The organism is Delftia sp. Lp-1, assembly GCF_020523835.1.
Lineage (GTDB): Bacteria > Pseudomonadota > Gammaproteobacteria > Burkholderiales > Burkholderiaceae_C > Comamonas > Comamonas acidovorans.
On the sequence record NZ_JAJALJ010000003.1, the window covers coordinates 329,451 to 350,715 of the forward strand.

At 68.5% G+C, this 21,265-nt stretch carries 21 protein-coding genes; 19 read left to right on the forward strand and 2 right to left on the reverse strand.

Annotation, left to right across the window (positions count from 1 at the left end; all coding sequences use genetic code 11):
• Positions 1-130: 130 nt before the first annotated feature.
• The 7 genes from LGR64_RS22495 to LGR64_RS22525 all read left to right on the forward strand — a co-directional run bounded on the left by LGR64_RS22495 (position 131) and on the right by LGR64_RS22525 (position 6,516).
• A complete protein-coding gene (locus LGR64_RS22495) occupies positions 131-1,015 on the forward strand; it encodes an NAD(P)-dependent oxidoreductase (protein ID WP_141830764.1) in 885 nt (294 codons plus the stop codon).
• Between the two features lie 22 nt (positions 1,016-1,037).
• The gene (locus LGR64_RS22500) at positions 1,038-2,234 is read left to right on the forward strand and encodes an MFS transporter (RefSeq protein ID WP_141831132.1); all 1,197 of its coding nucleotides are present in this window, start codon (positions 1,038-1,040) and stop codon (positions 2,232-2,234) included.
• Between the two features lie 199 nt (positions 2,235-2,433).
• The gene (locus LGR64_RS22505; RefSeq protein WP_012202881.1) at positions 2,434-2,964 is read left to right on the forward strand and encodes a cupin domain-containing protein; all 531 of its coding nucleotides are present in this window, start codon (positions 2,434-2,436) and stop codon (positions 2,962-2,964) included.
• Between the two features lie 149 nt (positions 2,965-3,113).
• Positions 3,114-3,968, forward strand: a complete 855-nt coding sequence (locus tag LGR64_RS22510; RefSeq protein WP_141830763.1) for an alpha/beta fold hydrolase — start codon at positions 3,114-3,116, stop codon at positions 3,966-3,968.
• Positions 3,969-3,990: 22 nt separating this feature from the next.
• On the forward strand, positions 3,991-4,797 hold the full coding sequence (locus LGR64_RS22515; protein ID WP_012202883.1) for an IclR family transcriptional regulator: 807 nt from the start codon (positions 3,991-3,993) through the stop codon (positions 4,795-4,797).
• A 54-nt stretch (positions 4,798-4,851) separates the two neighbouring features.
• A complete protein-coding gene (locus tag LGR64_RS22520; protein WP_043825460.1) occupies positions 4,852-5,649 on the forward strand; it encodes an aspartate dehydrogenase in 798 nt (265 codons plus the stop codon).
• 111 nt (positions 5,650-5,760) lie between these two features.
• Positions 5,761-6,516: a 5'-methylthioadenosine/adenosylhomocysteine nucleosidase gene (locus LGR64_RS22525; RefSeq protein WP_088165838.1), complete on the forward strand. Its 756-nt coding sequence runs from the start codon at positions 5,761-5,763 to the stop codon at positions 6,514-6,516.
• 366 nt (positions 6,517-6,882) lie between these two features.
• On the opposite strand, the gene LGR64_RS22530 is transcribed toward LGR64_RS22525, so the two are convergent.
• On the reverse strand, positions 6,883-7,158 hold the full coding sequence (locus LGR64_RS22530) for a hypothetical protein (RefSeq protein WP_141830761.1): 276 nt from the start codon (positions 7,156-7,158) through the stop codon (positions 6,883-6,885).
• Positions 7,159-7,835: 677 nt separating this feature from the next.
• Here LGR64_RS22530 and LGR64_RS22535 point away from each other — a divergent pair.
• The 12 genes from LGR64_RS22535 (at position 7,836) to LGR64_RS22590 (ending at position 20,304) form a co-directional block, all read left to right on the forward strand.
• Positions 7,836-8,606 (forward strand): SDR family oxidoreductase, encoded by a 771-nt coding sequence (locus LGR64_RS22535; protein ID WP_012202888.1) that lies wholly within the window; start codon positions 7,836-7,838, stop codon positions 8,604-8,606.
• 12 nt (positions 8,607-8,618) lie between these two features.
• Positions 8,619-9,518, forward strand: coding sequence for an IclR family transcriptional regulator (locus tag LGR64_RS22540; protein WP_141830759.1), 900 nt, complete (start codon positions 8,619-8,621; stop codon positions 9,516-9,518).
• Entirely contained in the window at positions 9,511-10,308 is a 798-nt protein-coding gene (locus tag LGR64_RS22545) for an SDR family oxidoreductase (protein WP_047217882.1), read from the forward strand. The genes LGR64_RS22540 and LGR64_RS22545 overlap by 8 nt, the downstream gene beginning before the upstream one ends.
• 34 nt (positions 10,309-10,342) lie before the next feature.
• Positions 10,343-12,049, forward strand: coding sequence for a thiamine pyrophosphate-binding protein (locus LGR64_RS22550; protein WP_043825870.1), 1,707 nt, complete (start codon positions 10,343-10,345; stop codon positions 12,047-12,049).
• Between the two features lie 35 nt (positions 12,050-12,084).
• The gene (locus LGR64_RS22555) at positions 12,085-13,560 is read left to right on the forward strand and encodes an aldehyde dehydrogenase (protein ID WP_141830757.1); all 1,476 of its coding nucleotides are present in this window, start codon (positions 12,085-12,087) and stop codon (positions 13,558-13,560) included.
• Between the two features lie 12 nt (positions 13,561-13,572).
• Positions 13,573-14,535, forward strand: a complete 963-nt coding sequence (locus tag LGR64_RS22560) for a VOC family protein (protein ID WP_141830755.1) — start codon at positions 13,573-13,575, stop codon at positions 14,533-14,535.
• A 52-nt stretch (positions 14,536-14,587) separates the two neighbouring features.
• Entirely contained in the window at positions 14,588-15,565 is a 978-nt protein-coding gene (locus LGR64_RS22565) for a Bug family tripartite tricarboxylate transporter substrate binding protein (protein WP_034389881.1), read from the forward strand.
• Between the two features lie 37 nt (positions 15,566-15,602).
• The gene (locus LGR64_RS22570; RefSeq protein WP_141830753.1) at positions 15,603-15,824 is read left to right on the forward strand and encodes a recombinase-like helix-turn-helix domain-containing protein; all 222 of its coding nucleotides are present in this window, start codon (positions 15,603-15,605) and stop codon (positions 15,822-15,824) included.
• A gap of 24 nt (positions 15,825-15,848) precedes the next feature.
• Entirely contained in the window at positions 15,849-16,874 is a 1,026-nt protein-coding gene (locus tag LGR64_RS22575; RefSeq protein WP_012202896.1) for an aromatic ring-hydroxylating oxygenase subunit alpha, read from the forward strand.
• Positions 16,871-17,830 carry a PDR/VanB family oxidoreductase gene (locus LGR64_RS22580; protein WP_012202897.1) on the forward strand — a complete coding sequence of 320 codons (960 nt, stop codon included), beginning with the start codon at positions 16,871-16,873 and terminating at the stop codon, positions 17,828-17,830. The genes LGR64_RS22575 and LGR64_RS22580 overlap by 4 nt, the downstream gene beginning before the upstream one ends.
• An 81-nt stretch (positions 17,831-17,911) precedes the next feature.
• Positions 17,912-18,979 carry a porin gene (locus LGR64_RS22585; protein ID WP_013804504.1) on the forward strand — a complete coding sequence of 356 codons (1,068 nt, stop codon included), beginning with the start codon at positions 17,912-17,914 and terminating at the stop codon, positions 18,977-18,979.
• A gap of 29 nt (positions 18,980-19,008) precedes the next feature.
• Positions 19,009-20,304 carry an MFS transporter gene (locus LGR64_RS22590; protein ID WP_071954170.1) on the forward strand — a complete coding sequence of 432 codons (1,296 nt, stop codon included), beginning with the start codon at positions 19,009-19,011 and terminating at the stop codon, positions 20,302-20,304.
• 6 nt (positions 20,305-20,310) lie between these two features.
• Here LGR64_RS22590 and LGR64_RS22595 read toward each other — a convergent pair whose 3' ends face one another.
• On the reverse strand, positions 20,311-21,219 hold the full coding sequence (locus LGR64_RS22595) for a LysR family transcriptional regulator (protein WP_071954171.1): 909 nt from the start codon (positions 21,217-21,219) through the stop codon (positions 20,311-20,313).
• Positions 21,220-21,265 lie beyond the last annotated feature (46 nt).

The following is a 21,265-nucleotide window of genomic DNA, read 5'->3' on the forward strand; positions in this document are numbered from 1 at the left end:
ACCCGTCACCCGCCGCGCGCATGTCGTGCCGTTGCGGGTTTTTATTTTCCTCAAATTGGAATGATCGTTCCAGTAATCCGGATTTCAGTTTTCCTTGTCTGTTTCACTCTCTCATCACCCTGGAGTTCCCATGCATTCAAACCTTCAAACCACCATTGCCGTGCTCGGCACGGGCCTGATCGGTGCGCCCGTCGCGCGCAACCTGCAACGCAAGGGCTTCACCGTCCGCGCCTGGAACCGGACGGCCGCCAAGGCCCAGGCCCTTGCGGCCGACGGCGTTCAGGCCTGCGGCGATGCGGCCGACGCCGTGCGTGGCGCCCGCATCGTCGTCACTGTGCTCAAGGACGGGCCGGCCGTGCTGCAGGCCATGCAGGCTGCAGCGCCCGCATTGCAGCCGGGCACACTGTGGCTGCAACTGAGCACGGTGGGTGTGGACGCCATCGCGCCGCTGGCGCAGTTCGCCGATCGGCATGGCCTGGTGTTCTACGACTGCCCCGTGCAGGGCACGCGCCAGCCGGCCGAGCAGGGTCAGCTGGTCATCCTGGCCGCAGGCCCGCTGGCGCAGCGCGGCCAGGCGCAGCCGGTGTTCGATGCCATTGGCAAACGCAGCCTGTGGATTGCGCAGCAGGCAGGCGCCGCCAGCCGGCTCAAGCTGGCGCTCAACCACTGGGCCTTCGCACTCACGCATGGCCTGGCCGAAAGCCTGGCGCTGGCCAAGGGGCTGGACATAGAACCGGCCCTGGTGGTCGATGCCGTCACGGGCGGGCCCATGGACAGCGGCTTCTTCCAGGCCAAGGCTGCTGCCATGCTGTCAGGCCGCTACGACGCCAGCTTCACCGTGGCCAATGCCGTCAAGGACGCGCAACTGGTGGCCGATGCCGCAGCCGGCGCAGGCCTGCTGCTGGATGGCGCCCAGGCCGGGCTGCGCCGCTTCGAGCGCGCGCTGGCCGCCGGGCATGGCGACAAGGACATGGCGGCATCCCACCTGGCATCCCATCCAGCCTCCCATGCCTGAGATGCGCAGCGAGGAAAAGGCAATGAACCAGCCCATGGACACCTCCGGCGACACGGGCCTGCCGCTGGGCAGGCTGCTGGCCCTGGCGATGGCAGGCTTTCTGGCCATCATGACCGAGACCCTGCCGGCCGGCCTGCTGCCGCAGATCGGCGCGGGACTGGCAGTGTCCGAAGCCATGGCCGGCCAGATGGTCACGCTGTACGCGCTGGGTTCGGTACTGGCCGCCATTCCCGTCGTGGCCGCCACGCGCGGCCTCAGGCGCCGGCCGCTGTTCATGGCGGCGGTGGGCGGGCTGCTGCTTTTCAACAGCCTCACCGCGCTGTCCGGCCACTACGGCCTGACCCTGGCCGCCCGCTTTGCCGCAGGCATGGCTGCCGGCGTGATCTGGGGGCTGGTGGCCGGCTATGCGCGGCGCATGGTGCCGCCGCATCTGCAGGGGCGCGCACTGGCCGTGGCTGGCGTGGGCCAGCCGTTGGCCCTGGCGGCCGGCGTGCCGCTGGGCGCCTGGCTGGGCAGCCTGTTCGACTGGCGCGGCGTGTTCTGGGCGCTGTCGGCGCTGTGCCTGCTGCTGCTGGCCTGGGTGCGGCTGGGTGTGCCGGATTACGCCGGGCAGACGGCACACCAACGCCAGCCCGTGGCGCGCATCCTGCTCGTGCCCGGCGTGCGCCCCGTGCTGCTGGCGCTGTTCGGCTGGATGCTGGCCCACAACATGCTCTACACCTTCATCGCGCCCTTCCTGGCTTCGGCGGGTCTGGGGCAAAGGGTGGATGGGGTGCTGCTGCTGTTCGGCCTTGCAGCCATTGCCGGCATCTGGCTCACGGGCCTGCTGGTGGACCGCTGGCTGCGCGCGCTCACCGTGCTGAGCCTGACCTTGTTTGCCGTGTCTGCGCTGGTGCTGGGGCTGGCCGGGCAGTCGGCCGTGGCCGTTCTGATCGGGGTTGCGGCCTGGGGCCTGAGCTTCGGCGGTGCGCCCACGCTGCTGCAGACCGCGCTGGCCGACGCGGCAGGCGAGGGCGCCGACGTGGCCCAGTCCATGCTGGTGACGGTCTTCAACCTGGCCGTGGCGAGCGGCGGCGTGGCCGGCGGACTGCTGCTGGGCTGGCTGGGTGCCCGTGCCTTGCCCTGGGCGCTGGCGGTGTTGGCACTGGCCTGCCTGTCCGTGGTCTGGCCTGCCAGCCATGCGGGCTTTCGGCCTGGGCGGCGCAGCATGGCTGCCTGAGGCACCCGCATCGCTGTTGCACCCGCATCGCTGTTCCCTCAACAGACGGGCAGCAAAGGGGCCACATGCCGCTGCGCATGTGGCCCTTGTTGCGTGCGATCAATCTTCCTATAATTGTTTTACCCCATGAACTGTGATTCATGGATAAAACAAATGGCGCCTTCCCCGCCATGATCCACCGACGTTGATGGAGAGACACATGTCCGAATCCGCTCAGAACACGCCCCGCACCTGGGACCAGCCCGAAGGCTCCAGCTTCGAACAATGGATGGAGTCGCGCGTGGCGCGGTTTTCCACGCGCAAGTACGACTTCGACGCGCTGAAGTTCCAGGCCGACTTCGACCCCAAGTACCGCCGTGGCCAGATGCGCTACATCGGCACGGGCGGCACGGGCGTGGCTGCGGACAGCAACACCATCCCGTCCGAGAACTTCACCTTTTCCACCATGGTCATCCCGGCCGGTAATGAAGGCCCCTCGCACCTGCACACCGATGTGGAGGAAGTCTTCTTCCTGATCCGCGGCAAGCTCAAGCTCGTGCTGGAGAAGGACGGCCAGCGCTTCGAGACCATCCTCACTGACCGCGACGTGGTCTCCGTGCCGCCCGGCGTGTACCGCGAGGAAATCAACATCGGCGACGAAGACGCGCTGATGTGCGTGATGCTGGGCGCCAAGAAGCCCATCACGCCCACATACCCGCCCGAGCACCCTCTGGCAAAAATCAAACGCTAGAAATGGAGCACCCCCTGAGGCGCTTCGCGCCTTCCCCCTTGAAAGGGGGACGACAGCCTCGCGGCGGGGCGGCCCTTGCTTGCTGTCCCTGGCTTGGATCGTGCCAGTCTCATGGCTGAAGGGCCATGCCATCGCCATGGATAACTGAAATGACCCCCTCGGTAACCGCATGCATGGAGCAGCGCCTTCAGGCGCAGTTCCCCGAACATCTCATCGCCCTGCCCGGTGGCGCCCAGATCGCCTGGCGTGAGGCCGGCGACACGGCCTCGGACTTTGCTGTGGTGATGCTGCACGGCATCAGCTCGGGCGCCGCCTCCTGGCTGGACGTGGCCCTGGAGCTGGCGCCGCGCACGCGTGTGCTGGCCTGGGACGCGCCCGGCTATGGCCGCTCCACGCCGCTGGCACCCGACGCGCCCACGGGCGCCGACTACGCCCGCGTGCTGGAGCAGTCGCTGCAGGCGCTGGGCGTGCGCCGCTGCCTGCTGGTAGGCCACTCGCTGGGTGCGCTCATGGGCACGCCCTGGGCGGTGCAGGCCGGTGCCGGGCGCGTGCAGCAACTGGTGCTGATCAGCCCCGCTGGCGGCTATGGCGCACCCGGCATGGGCGAGCAGCAGGCCAAGGTACGCCAGGGTCGTCTTGCGGCCCTGCAGGAAAAAGGCATCGAAGGCCTGGCCGCCGCCATCGACCAGCGCCTGGTCTCGCCCGCCGCGCCCGAGCCCGTGCGCCAATGGGTGCGCTGGAACACGGCGCGCCTGCATGCTGCCGGCTACGCCCAGGCCGTGGAGCTGCTGTGCGGCAGCGACCTGGGGCAGGCAGCGGGGCAACTGGACATGCCTGTCGAGGTCTGGGTGGGCGAGCACGACGTGGTCACGCCGCCTGCCGCCTGCGCGGCCTGGGCCGCAAGGCTGGGCGCCCGGTACGTTACGCTTGCGGCAGCCGGCCATGCCTCTGTCGTCGAACAACCTGCGGATGTCGCACAGAGGCTGGCCACCCTGCTGACCTGATGGCCTACCGGCCCGAATTGCGATGAGCGACACCTCCGAAACCCTCTCGAACGACAACGACCGCTACACCGTCCCCGCGCTGGAGCGCGGCCTGCGCCTGCTGGCCTGCTTCACGCCTTCGCAGCCCGTGTGGAGCGCGCCCGACCTGGCGCGCACCCTGGCGCTGCCGCGTTCCACGGTGTTCCGGATGCTGACGACGCTGGAGAACATGGGGTATCTGCAACGCTCGGGCACCGAGTACCGGCTGGGCCTGTCCGTGCTGCGCCTGGGCTACGACTACCTGTCCACCCAGCCGCTGGCACAGCTGGCCGAGCCCGTGCTGCAGGCGCTGTGCGAGCGCCTGGGCTTCACCACCAACCTGGCGCTGCTGGACGGCACCTCCGTGGTCTACGTGGCGCGCATTGCGCCGGCCGGCGCCTTCCAGGGCGCCGTGCGCGTGGGCTCGCGCCTGCCGGCCCATGCCACCGTGCTGGGCCGCGCCCTGCTGCAGGACATGGACGCAGACCAGCTGCGCGAACTCTTCGGCGGCAGCGAACTGCCGCAATTCTCGGAAAGCACCCCGCGCGACGTGCAGCAACTGCAGCAGCTGCTGCTGCAGGACCGCGAGCGCGGCTACGCCATGGGCGAGGGCTTCTACGAGCCCGGCGTCTCCAGCATTGCCGCACCCGTGCGCGATGCGCAGGGCCGCATCATCGCGGGCCTGGGCATGGCCGTGGCCTTTACCGAAATCGCACCCGGGCGCATGGCGCACTGGGTGGAACAGGTGCGCGAGGCCGCCGTCGAACTGACGGGCCACCTGCGCACCCAGCATCCTGGTTTTCTGCGCTGAGGAACTGGTGCCCCCACCGGCCTTCAGCGCGTTCTTGCTCAGAAAGAAATGACGATGAATATTGCTGTGATTGGCTGCGGTGCGATTGGCGCCAGCGTGCTCGAACTGCTCAAGGGCCATGCCGCGGTGCAGGTGGGCTGGGTGCTTGTGCCCGAAGTGACGGACGCCGTGCGCGCCACCCTGGCCCGGCATGCGCCCCAGGCCCGCGCGCTGCCTGCGCTGACGACTGAGGACCGGCCCGACCTCATCGTCGAATGCGCAGGCCATACCGCTATTGAAGAGCATGTGCTGCCCGCCCTGCAGCGCGGCATTCCTGCCGTCGTGGCCTCCATCGGCGCACTCAGCGCACCCGGCATGGCCGAGGCCGTGCAGGCCGCGGCCGAGGCCGGAGGCACCCAGGTGCAATTGCTGTCGGGCGCCATCGGCGGCGTGGATGCGCTGGCCGCAGCCCGCATCGGCGGCCTGGACGAAGTGGTCTACACCGGCCGCAAGCCGCCCCTGGCCTGGACCGGCACGCCCGCAGAACAGCGCTGCGACCTCGCCAGCCTCAAGGAAGCCTTCTGCATCTTCGAAGGCAGCGCACGCGAGGCCGCCCAGCTCTACCCCAAGAACGCCAACGTGGCCGCCACCCTGTCGCTGGCCGGCATGGGCCTGGACCGCACCACGGTGCGCCTGTACGCCGACCCGGCCGTGGACGAGAACGTGCACCATGTGGCCGCGCGCGGCGCCTTCGGTTCCATGGAATTGACCATGCGCGGCAAGCCGCTGGAGGCCAACCCCAAGACCTCGGCCCTCACCGTCTACAGCGTGGTGCGCGCCGTGCTCAACCAGGCCACGGCCATCGCCATCTGAGCCGCACCGGGCACAGGCTCGCGGCACAATGGGCACTTTCGCCCCGCAGGCGGCCCCCGGGCCGCCTTTGCTTTTTGCCTGTGCCGTTGAAACGTTGAAAGAGAAGCCACCATGACCATCGCCATCCTCAGTGCCCTGCCGCAGGAACAGGAAGGCCTGGTCCATGCCATGTCCGACGCCCAGGGCACGGCCCACGCCGGCCGCATGTTCTGGCGCGGGCGCCTGCATGGGCACGACGTGGTCTGCGCGCTGTCGGGCATAGGCAAGGTGGCGGCGGCCACCACGGCCACGGCGCTGATCGAGCGCTTCGGCGTGCGCCGCATCGCCTTCACCGGCGTGGCCGGTGGCCTGGGCGAAGGCGTGCGCGTGGGCGATGTCGTCGTGGCCGACGAATACCTGCAGCACGACCTGGACGCCTCGCCCATCTTCCCGCGCTGGGAAATGCCCGGCTACGGCCGCACGCGCCTGCCCTGCGACCCCGAAATGACCGCCGCGCTGCTGGCGGCTGCCCAGGCCTGCGTGGCCGAGGCGGGCGAAGACCTGCGCGCCGCCCACGCCACCACGGCGCCGCGCGCACACCAGGGGCTGATTGCCAGCGGTGACCAGTTCGTGGGCACGGCGGGCGCTTCTTCCGCGCTGGCGCAGGGCCTGCGTGCTGCAGGGCATGAGGTGCTGGCGGTGGAGATGGAAGGCGCCGCCGTGGCGCAGGCCTGCCTGGACTATGGCGTGCCGTTTGCTGCGATGCGGACTGTTTCCGATCGGGCGGATGACAGTGCGCATGTGGACTTTGCGGAGTTTGTGAGGGTGGTGGCGAGTCGGTATGCGTTGCGGGTTGTTGATGGGTTTTTGCGGCGGCTTGCTGTTTGATTTTTGACGCTGGTGGGGGCGTTTTTTGACCCTGCCGGGGGGTGTTTTTCGAGGCCGGGTTTCGGCCCGGCGGCCGACCTACTTTCTTGTCTTGCTACAAGAAAGTAGGCAAAGAAAAGCACCCCGAATGTCCGCGACCCCTTCGCTGCGCTACGGGGCAACCTGCGTCGGGCCACCTGCGGGGTTCGCCGTGAAACTCACTTCGCGCTGCGCGCTACGTTCAGACAATCACGGCGAGTCAGATGACGAAGCAAGCCTGTCCTTCGGCAGGCTTGCAACCCCGCAGGCGGCCCGACGCAGGCGCTGACATACGGGGAGTTTGCTCGGGCCTTCGCTGCGCTTGGCCGGATGTGGCCGCACTCGTGGCTATGGGCTTTGAGTGTTGTCGCAACCTACGCTTCTGGCTTCGCCTTGCACATAGTCGGCCAGTGACTCAGCGCCGTCGCGGATGGCGCGCAGTGCGTGAGCCATGGCTTGCGGACGTCGCAAGTCTTCTGGTGCATTGAGGCTGGCCAACACAAGTTGGGCCAGGGCCCATATTTCGTTGCAGCCTTCCTGTACCCATCCATTGGTGTCGGTGATGGTGCGAGCCAGTTGCTCGAAGCTGGCGCGCGTGGGAAGAGCGGTGCGCTGATCGTTCATGTTTTCGTACTCCTGTGCGAGACGGAAACACCCGACCTGCGTTTTCAAGCGCAGGAAGGGTGGATGGGATGTTGAAAACACGCACACAGACGTGCGGGCAGCCTTGCGGGTAGCCCCATCCCATCCAAAACCGTGTGGACGTGCGGGTGCGATGCCCACTGTCCAAGTGTTCAGACGTGACGAGGCCTCTCTTTCGGGGAGGCTTTGCCGCTGTGTGTTGATGGTGTTTTCAAGCACCAGCCCCGGAACAGGGGGCCACCGAAATCATAGAGGCATTCCACAACCCTGCCTCAAACCCCAGGCCGAGCGAAGCGACGGCCCGCATCCACTCCCCGTATGAACGCGCCACGACGCAGGTTGCCCCGGAGCGAAGCGCAGGGGTCGCGGGCATTTGGGCGCGTTTCTTTGCCGACTTTCTTGCCGCGCGGCAAGAAAGTCGGTCGGCCGCCGGGCCGAAACCCGGCTCTCGCCCGCAGGGCGGGCATGCCCTCACAAGCCACAAAAAGCCCCCCATCCAAAACACACCCAGACACACCTCTGTCATCCATTTCCCACACGCCTCCGTGTTTTCCCCAATCCCACCCCGAACCATCAGTCCTAAACTCATGCTTGTTTCAAGAAAAAAGTGTCATTTCAAATTTGAAACAGACACAAACCCCCTTCGATTGAGGTACGCCATGAACACCACGCCCTCCACAGGCCAGCTTGCCGGCCGCCGCATCCTCGTCACAGGCTCGGCGCGCGGCCTGGGCTTTGCGTTCGCCAAGGCCTTTTGCGAGCAGGGCGCGCGTGTCGCCATGGCCGATCTGCGCGAGGAGCTGCTGGCCGAGTCCGTGGCCCGGCTGCGTGCGCAGGGCTTCGAGGCCCATGGCTTCGGGCTGGATGCCGGCAATCCGGAGTCGATAGAGCGCTGCGCGCAGCAGGCCGTGCAGGCGCTGGGCGGGCTGGACGGCCTGGTGAACAACGCGGCCGTGACCGATTCGGGCGGCAAGGGCATGGACGACATCGATCTGGACAAGTGGGACCAGGTGATGAACGTGAACGTGCGCGGCGTTTGGCTGATGACGCGGGCCTGCCGCGCCGCGCTGCGCGACAGCGGCCGGGGCGCCATCGTCAACCTGGCGTCCGACACCGCGATGTGGGGCGCCCCCAACCTGATGGCCTATGTGGCCAGCAAGGGCGCGGTGATGGCCATGACGCGCTCCATGGCGCGCGAGCTGGGGGCCGACGGCATCACCATCAACGCCGTGGCGCCGGGCCTGGTGCTGGTGGAGGCCACGGAGTACGTGCCCGAGCACCGCCACCGCCTGTACATCGACCAGCGCGCGCTGCAGCGCGAGCAGCGGCCCGAGGATGTGTCGGGCGCCGTGGCCTATGCGCTGTCCGATGGCGCGCGCTTCGTGACGGGGCAGGTGCTGCCCGTCAACGGCGGCTTCGTCATGAATTGAAGGGGTTTCGCCATGAACGACACCCCCTCTTCCGGGAATGCCGAGAGCGCTGAAAGCGCGGACAACGGCGCCGACAAGTACATGGTGCCCGCGCTGGAGCGCGGCCTGCGCCTGCTGCAGGAGTTCGGGCGCGGCAATGCCACGCTGGGCGCGCCCGAGCTGGCCCGCCGCCTGCAGCTGCCGCGCGCCACGATTTTCCGCATGCTCAACACGCTGGAGGCCATGGGCTTTCTGCAGCGTGCCGAGGGCAGCAATGACTACCGGCTGGGCCTGTCCGTGCTGCGCCTGGGCTTCGAGTTCCTGTCGTCCATGGACCTGACCGAGCTGGGCCAGCCCGTGATCGCGCGGCTGTGCGGCGAGATCCGCTATCCCTGCAACATCGTGGTGCGCGACGGCCGCTCCATCGTCTACGTGGCCAAGGTCACGCCGCCCACGCCGCTGACCAGTTCGGTACGCGTGGGCACGCGCCTGCCTGCCCATGCCACGGCCCTGGGCCGCGTGCTGCTGGCCGACCTGTCCCTGCCCGAGCTGCGCGCGCTCTATCCCGAAGAGCACCTGGAAGCGCACACGCCCAAGACGCCGCGCACGGTGCTGGACCTGTTCAACCTGGTCGAGGCCGACCGCGAGCGCGGCCATGTGTTCAGCGAAGGCTTCTACGAAAGCTCCATCTGCACCATCGCCGCTCCCGTGCGCGACCACAGCGGCCGCGTGGTGGCGGCGCTGGGCACGACGGTCCCCGCGCCCCATGTGGAGGAGGGCCGTGCCGAGACCCTGATCGCCGGCGTCTGCGACGCGGCGGCCGAGCTGTCCGAGCTGCTGAACTACCGCCCGCAAACGCAAACGCAAACGCAAACGCAGACGGCACAGCTTCTTTCCCTCAATTCCCGGCGCGCAGGAGGCGGCCATGTTTGATTCCCAACTCAAGGACACCACGGCCGTCGTCACCGGCGGCTCTTCGGGCATTGGCCTGGCCACGGTCGATCTGCTGCTGTCGCAGGGCGCGCGTGTCGCCCTGTGCGGGCGCAGCGCCGAACGCCTGGAGCAGGCCGTGCAGCAACTGCGCGGACGCCATCCCGAGGCCCGCCTGTTCGCCCAGGCCTGCGACGTGCTCGACGCCGCCCAGGTGCAGCAGTTCGCGCGCGACAGCGAGGCTGCGCTGGGTCCCGCCTCCATCCTCGTGAACAACGCGGGCCAGGGCCGGGTCTCGACGTTTGCCAGCACCGACGATGCGGCCTGGACCGAGGAGCTGCACCTGAAGTTCTTCTCGGTGCTGCACCCCACGCGCGCCTTTTTGCCGCAGCTCGAGCGCACGGCTGAGCCGGCCATCGTCTGCGTCAATTCGCTGCTGGCCTCGCAGCCCGAGCCGCACATGGTGGCCACCTCGGCCGCGCGCGCCGGCCTCAAGAACCTGGTGCGCTCCATGGCCACCGAGTTCGCACCCAAGGGCGTGCGCGTCAACGGCATCCTGGTCGGCCTGATCGAGTCCGGCCAGTGGCGCCGCCGCTTCGAGGCGCGCGAGGACCGCAGCCAGGACTGGAACGCCTGGAGCGCCGACCTCGCCCGCAAGAAGTCCATTCCGCTGGGCCGCCTGGGCTCGCCCGACGAGGCCGCACGCGCCATCTTCTATCTCGCCACGCCCCTGTCCTCCTACACGACCGGCAGCCACATCGACGTCTCCGGTGGTCTTGCACGGCAAGCGTAGTGCTTCAGCCCCTTCACCCGATTCAAAGCAGAACATGACTTCTTCCGCATCCAAAATCACCGTCGGCGCCGTTGTGGCCCAGTTCCTCGAACACTGCGGCGTGCAGGCCGCGTTCGGGGTGATCTCCATCCACAACATGCCCATCCTGGACGCGATGAATGCGCGCGGCCATGTCCGCTTCGTGATGGCGCGCGGCGAGGCCGGCGCCGGCAACATGGCCGATGCCTGCGCGCGTTCCACCTCCAGCCTGGGCGTGTGCATCACCAGCACCGGCCCGGCCGCAGGCAACATTGCGGGCAGCCTGGTGGAGGCCTATACGGCCGGCACGCCGCTGCTGCACATCACGGGCCAGATCGAGACGCAGTACCTGGACCAGAAGCTGTCGTACATCCACGAGGCGCCCGACCAGCTGACCATGCTGGGCGCCGTGTCCAAGGCGGCGTTCCGCGTGCGCAGCGCCGAGACCTGCCTGTCCACCCTGAAGGCCGCCGTGCAGGCCGCCATGACCGCGCCGACCGGCCCGGTGAGCGTGGAGATTCCCATCGACATCCAGCAGACCGTGATCGACATGCCGGCCGACCTGTCGCCGCTGCCGGTGGCCGTGCTGGCCCCCAGCGAGGCATCGCTGGATGCGCTGGCCGACACGCTGGCCAAGGCACGCCGCCCGCTGCTGTGGCTGGGTGGCGGCGCACGCCACGCAGTCGCTGCCGTGCAGCGCCTGAAGGCGCTGGGCTTCGGCATCGTCAGCACGGGCCAGGGCCGCGGCATCGTGGCCGAGGACGATCCGGCCTCGCTGGGCGCCTACAACATCCAAAAGCCCGTGGAGGCCTTCTACCAGCGCTGCGACGCCATGCTGGCCGTGGGCACGCGCCTGCGCAGCAATGAGACGCTGAAGTACGAGCTGAAGCTGCCGCGCCCGCTGCTGCGCATCGATGTGGACGCCGCCCAGCAGGGCCGCTGCTATGCAGATGACGGCTTTGTCTGCGGCGACTCGGCCCTGGCGCTGACAGGCCTGGCCGACCGGCTGGAGGCGCGCGGCTACAAGGCCGACCCCGAGCTGCTGGCCGACCTGCGCCAGGTGCACGACGAGGCCGTGGCCACCATGCGCGACGGCCTGGGCCCGTACAGCGTGCTGGTGCAGGAGCTGCAAAAGGCCGTGGGCCGCAACTTCAACTGGGTGCGCGACGTGACCGTCTCCAACAGCACCTGGGGCAACCGCGAGCTGCGCTTTTTCGAACCCAACGCGGGCGTGCACGCCACGGGCGGCGGCATCGGCATGGGCATGCCCATGGCCATCGGCGCGGCCGTGGGCGCGGCGGTCAGCGGCTCGGGCCGCAAGACGCTGGGCCTGGCGGGCGATGGCGGCTTCATCCTGAACCTGGGAGAGCTGGCCACGCTGGTGCAGGAGGAGTGCGACACCCTGATCGTGCTGATGAACGACCAGCGCTACGGCGTGATCCAGAACATCCAGGACGCCTCCTACGGCGGCCGCCGCTGCTATGTGGAGCTGCACACGCCCGACTACGCGCAGCTGTGCGCCTCCATCCAGCTGCCCCATGCCCGCGTGCAGAACCTTGACGAGCTGCCGGCCGTGCTGGCCTCGGCCTGGCCGAAGAAAGGCCCCTTCCTGCTGGAGATCGACATGCGCGCCATCGGCAATTTCAAGGCCACGTTCTCGGGCCCGCCCGTGAACAAGCTGGACCAGATCCCGGCCACCACCACGGCGTCCAAGGCCGCCTGAGGCGGCTGGATTCGAACGAACGAGAGAGGCTCACCATGTCGAACCTGGAACTGCTCCCAATCAACATCGCCGGCGAATGGCGCCTGGGCGGCGGTGGCGAATCCACCACGCTTTATCCCGCCACCGGCGAAGTGGTGGGCCGCCTGCGCGCGCCCAGCCTGGAGGATGTGGAGGAGGCCATCCAGAAGGCCGACCACGCCTTCCGCACCAGTGGCTGGGCTCAGAAAAAGCCCCATGAGCGCGCGGCCGTGCTGCATCGCGTGGCCCAGCTGATCCGCGAGCGCGCCGAGCCCCTGGCCCAGCTGCAGCGCCTGGACAACGGCAAGCCCATCAAGGAAACACGCATGCTGGTGGCCAGCGCCGCCGCCACCTTCCAGTTCTTTGCAGCCGCCTGCGAGACCATGGAGGAAACCATCACGCCCTCGCGCGGCGACTTCATGACCATGAGCGTGTACGAGCCCATGGGCGTGGTGGCGGCCATCACGCCGTGGAACTCGCCGATCGCCAGCGAGGCGCAAAAGCTGGCGCCCGCGCTGGCCGCCGGCAACGCCGTGGTCGTCAAGCCCGCCGAGGCCACGCCGCTGCTGGCTCTGGAGCTGGCCAGGATCTGCGAAGAGGCCGGCGTGCCCAAGGGCCTGGTCAGCGTGCTGCCGGGCCGGGGCTCGGTGATTGGCGATGCCATCACCAAGCATCCGCTGGTCAAGCGCGTGTCGTTCACCGGCGGCACGTCCACGGGCAAGCACATCGCCCACATCGCGGCCGACAAGATGATGCCGGTCTCGCTGGAGCTGGGCGGCAAGTCGGCCACCATGGTGCTGGCCGATGCCGACATCGACCATGCCGTCAACGGCGTGCTCTACGGCATCTTCAGCTCCTCGGGCGAGTCGTGCATCGCGGGCTCGCGCCTGTTCGTGGCGCGCAGCCTGCATGCCGAATTCATGGAGTGCCTCACGGCCAAGGCCGCCGCGCTGCAGGTGGGCGACCCGGCCGACGAGCGCACGCAGATGGGGCCGCTGATCACCGCCAAGCACCGCGAATCCATAGAGAGTTATGTGGCCCTGGGCCTGTCCGAAGGCGGCCGGCTGCTCACGGGCGGCCAGCGGCCCGAGGGTGCGCAGTTCGAGCGCGGCTACTACTACCGTCCCACCATCATCGACGGCGTGAAGAACGACTGGCAGATCTGCCAGCAGGAGATCTTCGGCCCCGTGCTCGTGGCCATGCCCTTCGACAACGAGGACGACCTGCTCGCCCAGGCCAACGACAGCGTCTATGCGCTGGCCGCCGGCATCTGGACGCGCGACTACAAGAGCGCCTGGCGCATAGGCCGCGCCGTGCAGGCCGGCACGGTCTGGATCAACACCTACAAGCAGTTCTCCATCTCCACACCCTTCGGCGGCTGGCGCGACAGCGGCCTGGGCCGCGAGAAGGGACGGCTGGGCATACAGCAGTACATGGAGCAAAAGAGCATGTACTGGGGCTTGAACGACCAGCCTTTGGCCTGGGCGAACTGAAAGGGAATCGACATGAGCGTACTGGGCATAGACGAAATCACCTACGGCGCGGACGACCTGGCTACCTGCCGCCGCTTCTTCCTGGACTGGGGCCTGGCGCTGGTGCAGGAAGCGGACGACCGGCTGGTGTTCGAGACCCTCAACGGCTGCCGCGTGATCGTGGCCGCCGTGGACCATCCCGATCTGCCGCCCGCCATCGAGGCCGGCCCGACGCTGCGCGAGGTGGTCTGGGGTGTGGAAAGCGAGGCCGATCTGGCGCTGTACGCCGGTCGCATCGCCGCGCTGCCGGGCTTCACACAGGGCCAGGGGCGCATAGGCTGCACCGACCCCAACGGCCTGTCCGTGCGCCTGCAGGTCACGCAAAAGCGTGATGTGGATGTGCAAGGCGCCGCCTACAACACCTGGAACCGCAAGGACCGCGTCAACCAGGCCAGCCCGGCCTACGAACGCGCCCAGCCCATCGAGGTCGGCCATGTGGTGTTCTTCGTCAAGGATGTGCAGGCCTGCGAGCGCTTCTACGTGGACCACTTCGGCTTCGCAGCCTCGGACCGCTACCCCGAGCGCGGCGCCTTCCTGCGCTGCGCACCCGACGGCGGCCACCACGACATCTTCCTGCTGCAGCGCCCTGCCAAGGACGCGGGCCTGAACCACGTGGCCTTCACGGTGCGCGACATCCACGAGGTCTTCGGCGGCGGCATGCACATCTCGCGCTGCGGCTGGGATACCCAGCTGGGCCCGGGCCGCCATCCCGTGTCCTCGGCCTATTTCTGGTACTTCCGCAATCCGGCCGGCGCCCTGGTCGAGTACTACGCCGACGAGGACCAGCTCACCGCCGACTGGCAGCCGCGCGAGTTCGAGCCCGGCCCCACGGTGTTTGCCGAATGGGCCATCGACGGCGGCATCGACGGCAACACCCGGCGCCAAAAGGGCGTGGGTACCAGCGACGGGAAATTCATCACCGACAAGCGGCATTGAGACCGCGCCTGACGGCCTACCCCCACAACCCAACCACCCCACGGCCCCCACCATGAACAAGACACGTCGCCAGGTTTCTCTTGCCGCTGCATTCCTGGCTGCAGCCACGCTGTCCGGCACCGCGATGGCCCAGGCCTATCCGGCCAAGCCCATCACCATCATCGTGGCCTATCCGGCCGGTGGCGACACCGATGCCATGGCGCGCCTGTATGCCGAGAAGCTGTCCACGCGCCTGGGCCAGCCCGTGCTGGTGGACAACCGCCCCGGCGCCAGCGGCACCATCGGCAGCGTGCATGTGGCCAAGGCCGCGCCGGACGGCTACACCCTGCTGCTGGCGCCCAATACCTTCGCCATCGCGCAGTTCGTGCTCAAGACGGCCTCGGGCTCCAGCTACGACGTGCTGCACGGCTTCACGCCCATCGTGCAGACCAGCGTGCAGCCCATGTTCGTGGCCACCAACCAGGCCTCGGGCATCAAGGACATGAAGACCCTGATCGCCCAGGGCAAGCGCGACGGCCTGACCTACGCCAGCCCCGGCAGCGGCTCGCCCATGCACATCCTGGGCGAGATGTTCAACCGCGCCGCCGGCACGCGCATCGCCCACATCCCCTACAAGGGCGTGGCACCCGCCGTCAACGACCTGATCGGCGGCCATGTGCCCACGACCTTCATGACCTGGGGACCGATCGCGCCCTACGTCGGCGGCAAGGTCACCGCCCTGGCCGTGGCCGACAGCCAGCGCAGCGCGCTGGCCCCCAATGTGCCCACCCTGGCCGAGCTGGGCGTCAAGGACGTGGAAGTGTCCGCATGGCAGGGCCTGTTCGGCCCCAAGGGCATGTCGCCCGAGACCGTGAAGCTGCTGAACACGCACCTCAACGAGATCCTGAAGATGCCCGACGTGGTCTCCAAGATGGCCACCTTCGGCGCGCTGCCCGCAGGCGGCGAGCCCGCGCGCCTGGAAAAGACGAATGCCGCCGATTTCAATCGCTTCGGCAAGCTCATCAAAGACCTGGATATCAGGGCTGATTGAGCCCCCCCACACAAGACAGTTTTCGAAGGAGAGAACCATGGCCGCTGATCGCTATCTCGAGCCGCACCAGGCGCGCGAACGTGCCCCCACCCTGATGGAAGACCTGCTGGGCGATTCCATCGAACGCGCCTTCGGCGAAGGCGTGCAGACCCTGCCCGAACTGGTGGCCTATCTCAACCGCAGCGGCCCCGCCGGCGAGAACGGCGAGGCCTGGACCGAAGACAGCTTCCAGGCGCTGATGGCGCGGCTGGGCTATTGATACCGAGCAGGACTGGAGAGCCCCATGAACGTACAAACCATCACCATCGATCCGGTGGACGGCCTGCTCAACAAAGGCCTGAAGAACCTCTGGTACGCGGTCTGCCCCTCGGACTTCGTGAAGACCCAGCCCGTGTCGGTGCGCCGCTTCGGCCGCAAGATCGCGCTGTGGCGCGATGCGGCCGGCCAGGTCCACGCGCTGGAAGACCATTGCCCGCACCGCGGTGCGCCGCTGTCGCAGGGCGTGATCCTGGGCGACCGCCTGGCCTGCCCCTACCACGGCGTGGAAGTGCGCGGCGACGGCACGGTGACCAAGGTCCCCGGCAGCCCCGGCTGCAAGCTCGAAGGCTCGCGCGCGGCGCTGGCCTTCCATGCGCGCGAGGCCCATGGCGCCATCTTTCTCTACAACAGCGACAAGGCCGTTGACGAGGCGCCCGAGTTCACGCTGCCCGAGGAGCTGACCTCGCCCGAGTACTCCAACTTCCTGTGCTATGCCGAGTGGCGCAGCGACTACCGCTATGCGCTGGACAACGTCATGGACCCCATGCACGGCACCTTCCTGCACAAGCAGTCGCACTCCATGGCCGAGGGCGACAGCAAGGCCACGTTCCAGGTGCGCGAGACCGATGACGGCTTCGTCTTCGAGAAGGTGGGCCAGCGCGGCGTGAACTTCGACTGGACCGAGTGGGGCAGCACGGGCGTGCACTGGATGCGCCTGGAGATCCCCTATCCCAAGACCGGCGGCCCCGGCGGCAACTTCGCCATCGTGGCCTGCGTCACGCCCATCAGCGCCGACCTGTGCGCCGTGTTCTTCTGGCGCTGCCGCAAGGTGCAGGGCTGGATGCGCGACACCTGGCGCTTCCTGTACCGCAACCGCCTGGAGGCGCGCCACTGGGCCGTGCTGGAGCAGGACCGGATCATGATGGAGCAGATGGAGCTGGACGCCAACGAGCGCGAGAACCTCTACCAGCACGACATCGGCCTGGTGCGCCTGCGCCGCCACCTGCGCCGCCTGGCCCAGGAGCAGATCGACGAAGGCGCCGCATCATGAGCACCAACCTCCAGGCCTTCGTGCACACGCTGCGCTTCGAGGCCCAGGACACCATCAGCGTGGACCTGCGGCCCGTGGCGGGCGGGGAGCTTCCCGCCTTCACGCCGGGCTCGCACATCGATCTGCACCTGCCCAACGGCCTGGTGCGCAGCTACTCGCTGAGCAACCCCAGCGAGGAGCGCCACCGCTACGTGGTCGGCGTGCTGCGCGACCGCGCCAGCCGCGGCGGCTCGCGCTGCGTGCACGAGTCGCTGCGTGTGGGCATGCCCATCACCATCTCCGAGCCGCGCAACCATTTCGCGCTGGACGAAAGCGCCGCGCACACCGTGCTGGTGGCCGGCGGCATCGGCATCACGCCGCTGCTGTGCATGGCGCGCCGGCTCAAGGGCCAGGGCCGCTCGTTCGAGATGCTGTACTTCGCCCGCGAGCGCAAGGGCGCGGCCTTCCTGGAAGAGCTGCAGGCGCTGGGCATGCCGCTGCACCTGCACTTCGACAGCGAGGCCGGCGGCCCGCCCGACCTGCGCGCGCTGCTGGCCCAACGGCAGCCCGACGCGGGCACGCACCACTACGCCTGCGGCCCCACGCCCATGCTGGACGCCTTCGAGAAGTTCTGCGCCGAGCTGGGCCACGCCAACGCCCACGTCGAGCGCTTCACGCCCGTGGAGGTCAAGGCCGCCGACGATGCGCGCAGCAACTACACGGTGGAGCTCAAGCGCAGCGGCCGCTTCATCGAGATCACACCCGAGAAGTCGCTGCTCGACACCCTGCTGGATGCCGGCATCCAGATGGACCACAGCTGCTGCGAAGGCGTCTGCGGCTCCTGCGAGACGCGTGTGCTCGAAGGCATTCCGGACCACCGCGACTCGGTGCTCAGCCCCAAGGAAAAGGCCAGCAACAAAGTGATGATGGTCTGCGTTTCCGGCTGCAAGAGCGAGCGACTGGTCCTGGATATCTGAGCAGGCAATCAGACCTGCAAGGCAACAACCCACCACCCCCAAGCCACCCCCCAAGCCACCACCCCCAGAGGAGACAACCCCATGAAAACCATCCATACGCCCATGCTGGGCGTGGCGCTAGCCTGCCTGGCGTCCTTGCCCGGTGCCGCTTCGGCGCAGTCCAAGGTCGAGATCTTCGGCGTCGTCGATGTCGGCGTCACGCACCTGAACGGCTCCGGCCCCTCCAAGACCGGTCTGTCCACGGGCGGCGCCAACATCAGCCGCCTCGGCTTTCGCGGCACGGAAGAGCTGGGCGGCGGCCTGCGCGCGGGCTTCTGGCTGGAGGCGGGCATGGACGTGGACAGCGGCTCGGGCAAGGCCAGCGGTGGCGGCCTGAGCTTCAACCGCCGCTCCACCGTGAGCCTGTCGGGCGACTTCGGCGAAGTGCGCCTGGGCCGCGATGACTCGGCCACCTTCCTGAGCACGCTGATCTTCGACCCCTTCCTCACCAACGGCGTGGGCGGCACCATGGGCTTCACCATGCTGGGCATTCCCGGCACGGGCACGGCCACGGGCGGCGCGCCCATCCAGATCAGCAACGCGGTCAGCTACTTCCTGCCGCAGAACCTGGGCGGCTTCTACGGCCAGGTGCAGGTGGCCATGGGCGAGCAGGCGCGCAGCGCACCCAACAAGAACCAGGGCGACTACCGCGGCCTGCGCTTCGGCTACCGCCAGGGCCCCTTCAACGGCGCGCTGGCCACGGGCAAGTTCTATGGCGACAGCGATGCGACCAACCTCACGGCCAGCAACGTGGGCCTGAGCTGGGACTTCGGCGTGGCCAAGCCCATGCTGCTGTGGGCCAGCGAAAAGCGCGGCGCCCTCAAGGTCACCGCCCTGCAGCTGGGCGTGACCGCGCCCGTGGGCATGGGCGAGTTCAAGGCCTCCTACGGCCACTACAACACCGACGGCAGCAATGCCGACTGGAACAAGATCAGCGTGGGCTACGGGCACAACCTGTCCAAGCGCACCCAGGTCTACGGCACGGTGGCCTTCCTCAAGAACAAGGACGGCGCGGCCAAGTCCATCGGCGTGCAGGGCCTGTCGGCCCCGGGCACCACGCTGGGCGGCCGCTCCTCCGGCTTCGAGGTGGGCGTGCGCCACTTCTTCTGATACAGCCCATCGGGCGATAGAGACTTGCCATGAAAGATATGCGTGCGGCCCGCTGGTGGGGGGTGATCAGCCTCTTCATCATCGTCGCCATTTCCTATGTGGACCGGATCAACCTTTCGATCCTCATCCTCGACCAGGGATTCCTGGACCACATCGGGCTGACGCACGACGACCGCACGCGCCAGGGCCTGCTGGCCACGGCCTTCATGGTGGGCTACGGCGTTTCTTCCTTCGTGTTGACGCCGTTTTGCGCGGCGCTCTTCGGCGTGCGCCGAAGCCTGGTGGTCGGCCTGCTGCTGTGGGGCGCCGTGTCCTTTCTGTCCCCGGCCATGAACAGCTATGGCCTGCTGCTGGCCTCGCGCATCCTGCTGGGCATCTCCGAAGGGCCGCTGTACTCGCTGGCGGGCAGCTACATCAAGGCGCATTTCCAGAGCCACGAGAACGGCCTGCCCAACTCCTTCGTGAACATGGGCACGGGCCTGGGGCTGGCGGTGGGCTATCCGCTGATCGGCTACCTGGTGGCAGGCCATGACTGGCAGACCTCGTTCCACGTGCTGGGCCTGATCAATGTGGCCATCGGCATCCCGCTGGTGCTGGCCTTCATCCGCATGCCCCGCGTGGACACCGGCATGCCGCGCCCGCGCTCGCTGGGCGAGGCGGTGGGCCAGGTCGGCCAGATCGTGCGCGGCGCCATGCACACGCGCTATCTGGTGCTGGTGGCCGTGCTGTCGGCGGCCTTCTTCTCCTACCTCTGGGGCAGCAGCAACTGGCTGCCGGCCTATCTGGAGTCGCGCGGCTTTTCGCTGCGCGAGATGGGCTGGCTGGCCTCGCTGCCCCAATACGCCACGGTGCTGGCCGTACTGGTCGGCGGCATCGTCATCGACCGCCTGCCGCGCCGCCAGGTGCCGCTGATCTTCGTCGGCGGCAGCCTGGGCCTGGCGCTGGCCATCTGGCTGGCCATCCACATGGAAGACCGCTACGCGGCGGCCTACTGCCTGATCGCCGCCAACTTCTGCTGGGGCCTGATGAGCCCCGCCATTCCCAGCACCGTGCAGTACTGCGCGCGGCCCGAGCATGTGGCCAGCGCCTATGGCGTCGTCAACGGCACGGCGACCCTGGTGGCGGGCTTCATGCCTGCGCTCATGGGGGCCGTCATCGGCTGGACCTCGCATTCGGCCGGTGGCGGGTTCGTCGCAGGCTTCAGCCTGCTGGTGGGCACGCAGCTGGTGGTCATGGTCTGCGGTCTGGTGCTGTGGCTGCGCGAGCGCGGCCAGGGCGCCGACGGTGCCAGCGATGCCCGGGACAGGTCCGCGCGCACGGCCTGACCTGCACTACAGCGCGCCCGCTGCGGCGCACTGCTCCAGAAACTTCACCAGGGCCTGCACGCGCGCCGTGCGTCCCTTGCGCGTGGGCACCAGCAGGGTGACGGGCGCGCTGCCGAAATGCCAGTCGGGCAGCACGCGCACCAGCCGGCCCTCGGCAACGGCCTGCTCCATGTCCCATTGCGAACGCAGCACCAGGCCCAGGCCCTGCTCGGCCCAGTGGCGGGCCACGCCGCCATCGTTGGTGACGTAGGACGGCGTCACGCGCAGGGTCTGGCCGTCCGCGGCACGCCGGCTGGCGGCGGGGCGCAGGTGCCACAGCGTCACGTCCTCCTCGTTCTCGCGGATGCAGATGCAGGCGTGCTGCAGCAGCTCGCGCGGCGTGGCGGGCGTGCCGTGGCGGCGCAGGTAGTCGGGGCTGGCGCACAGCCAGCGGTCGTTGGCGGCCAGCTCGCGCGCCACCCAGGAGGAGTCGCGCACCGCGCCGATGTGGACCACGGCGTCGGCATCGTGGCGGTCGGGGAAGGGCGTTTCGCGCAGGTCCAGCTGCAGTTTCAGTTGCGGGTGCTGGCGCGTGAAGGGCACCAGGGCCGGGGCCAGCCGGCTGCGCCCGTAGCCAAAGGGCGCGGCAATGCGCAGCGTGCCGCCCAGCTGGCGGGCATCGCCGTGCAGCGAGTCGCGCAGCTCCTCGATCTGGCCCAGCAGCCGCACGGCCTCGCGGGCGAAGCGCTCGCCCTCGGGCGTCAGCGCCAGGCGCCGCGCGCTGCGGTTGGCCAGGGACAGGCCCAGTTCGGCCTCCAGCCGGCGCAGCCGCATGGACAGGGCGGGCGGCGTCACATCGAGCGCACGGGCTGCGGCGCTCAGCGAGCTTTCGCGCAGCAGGGCGGCGGCAAGCTGCAGGTCTTCGATGGCAATCATTCAATTTGCCTTAACGATTGATGACGGCGGATTTAACCACGAGCAC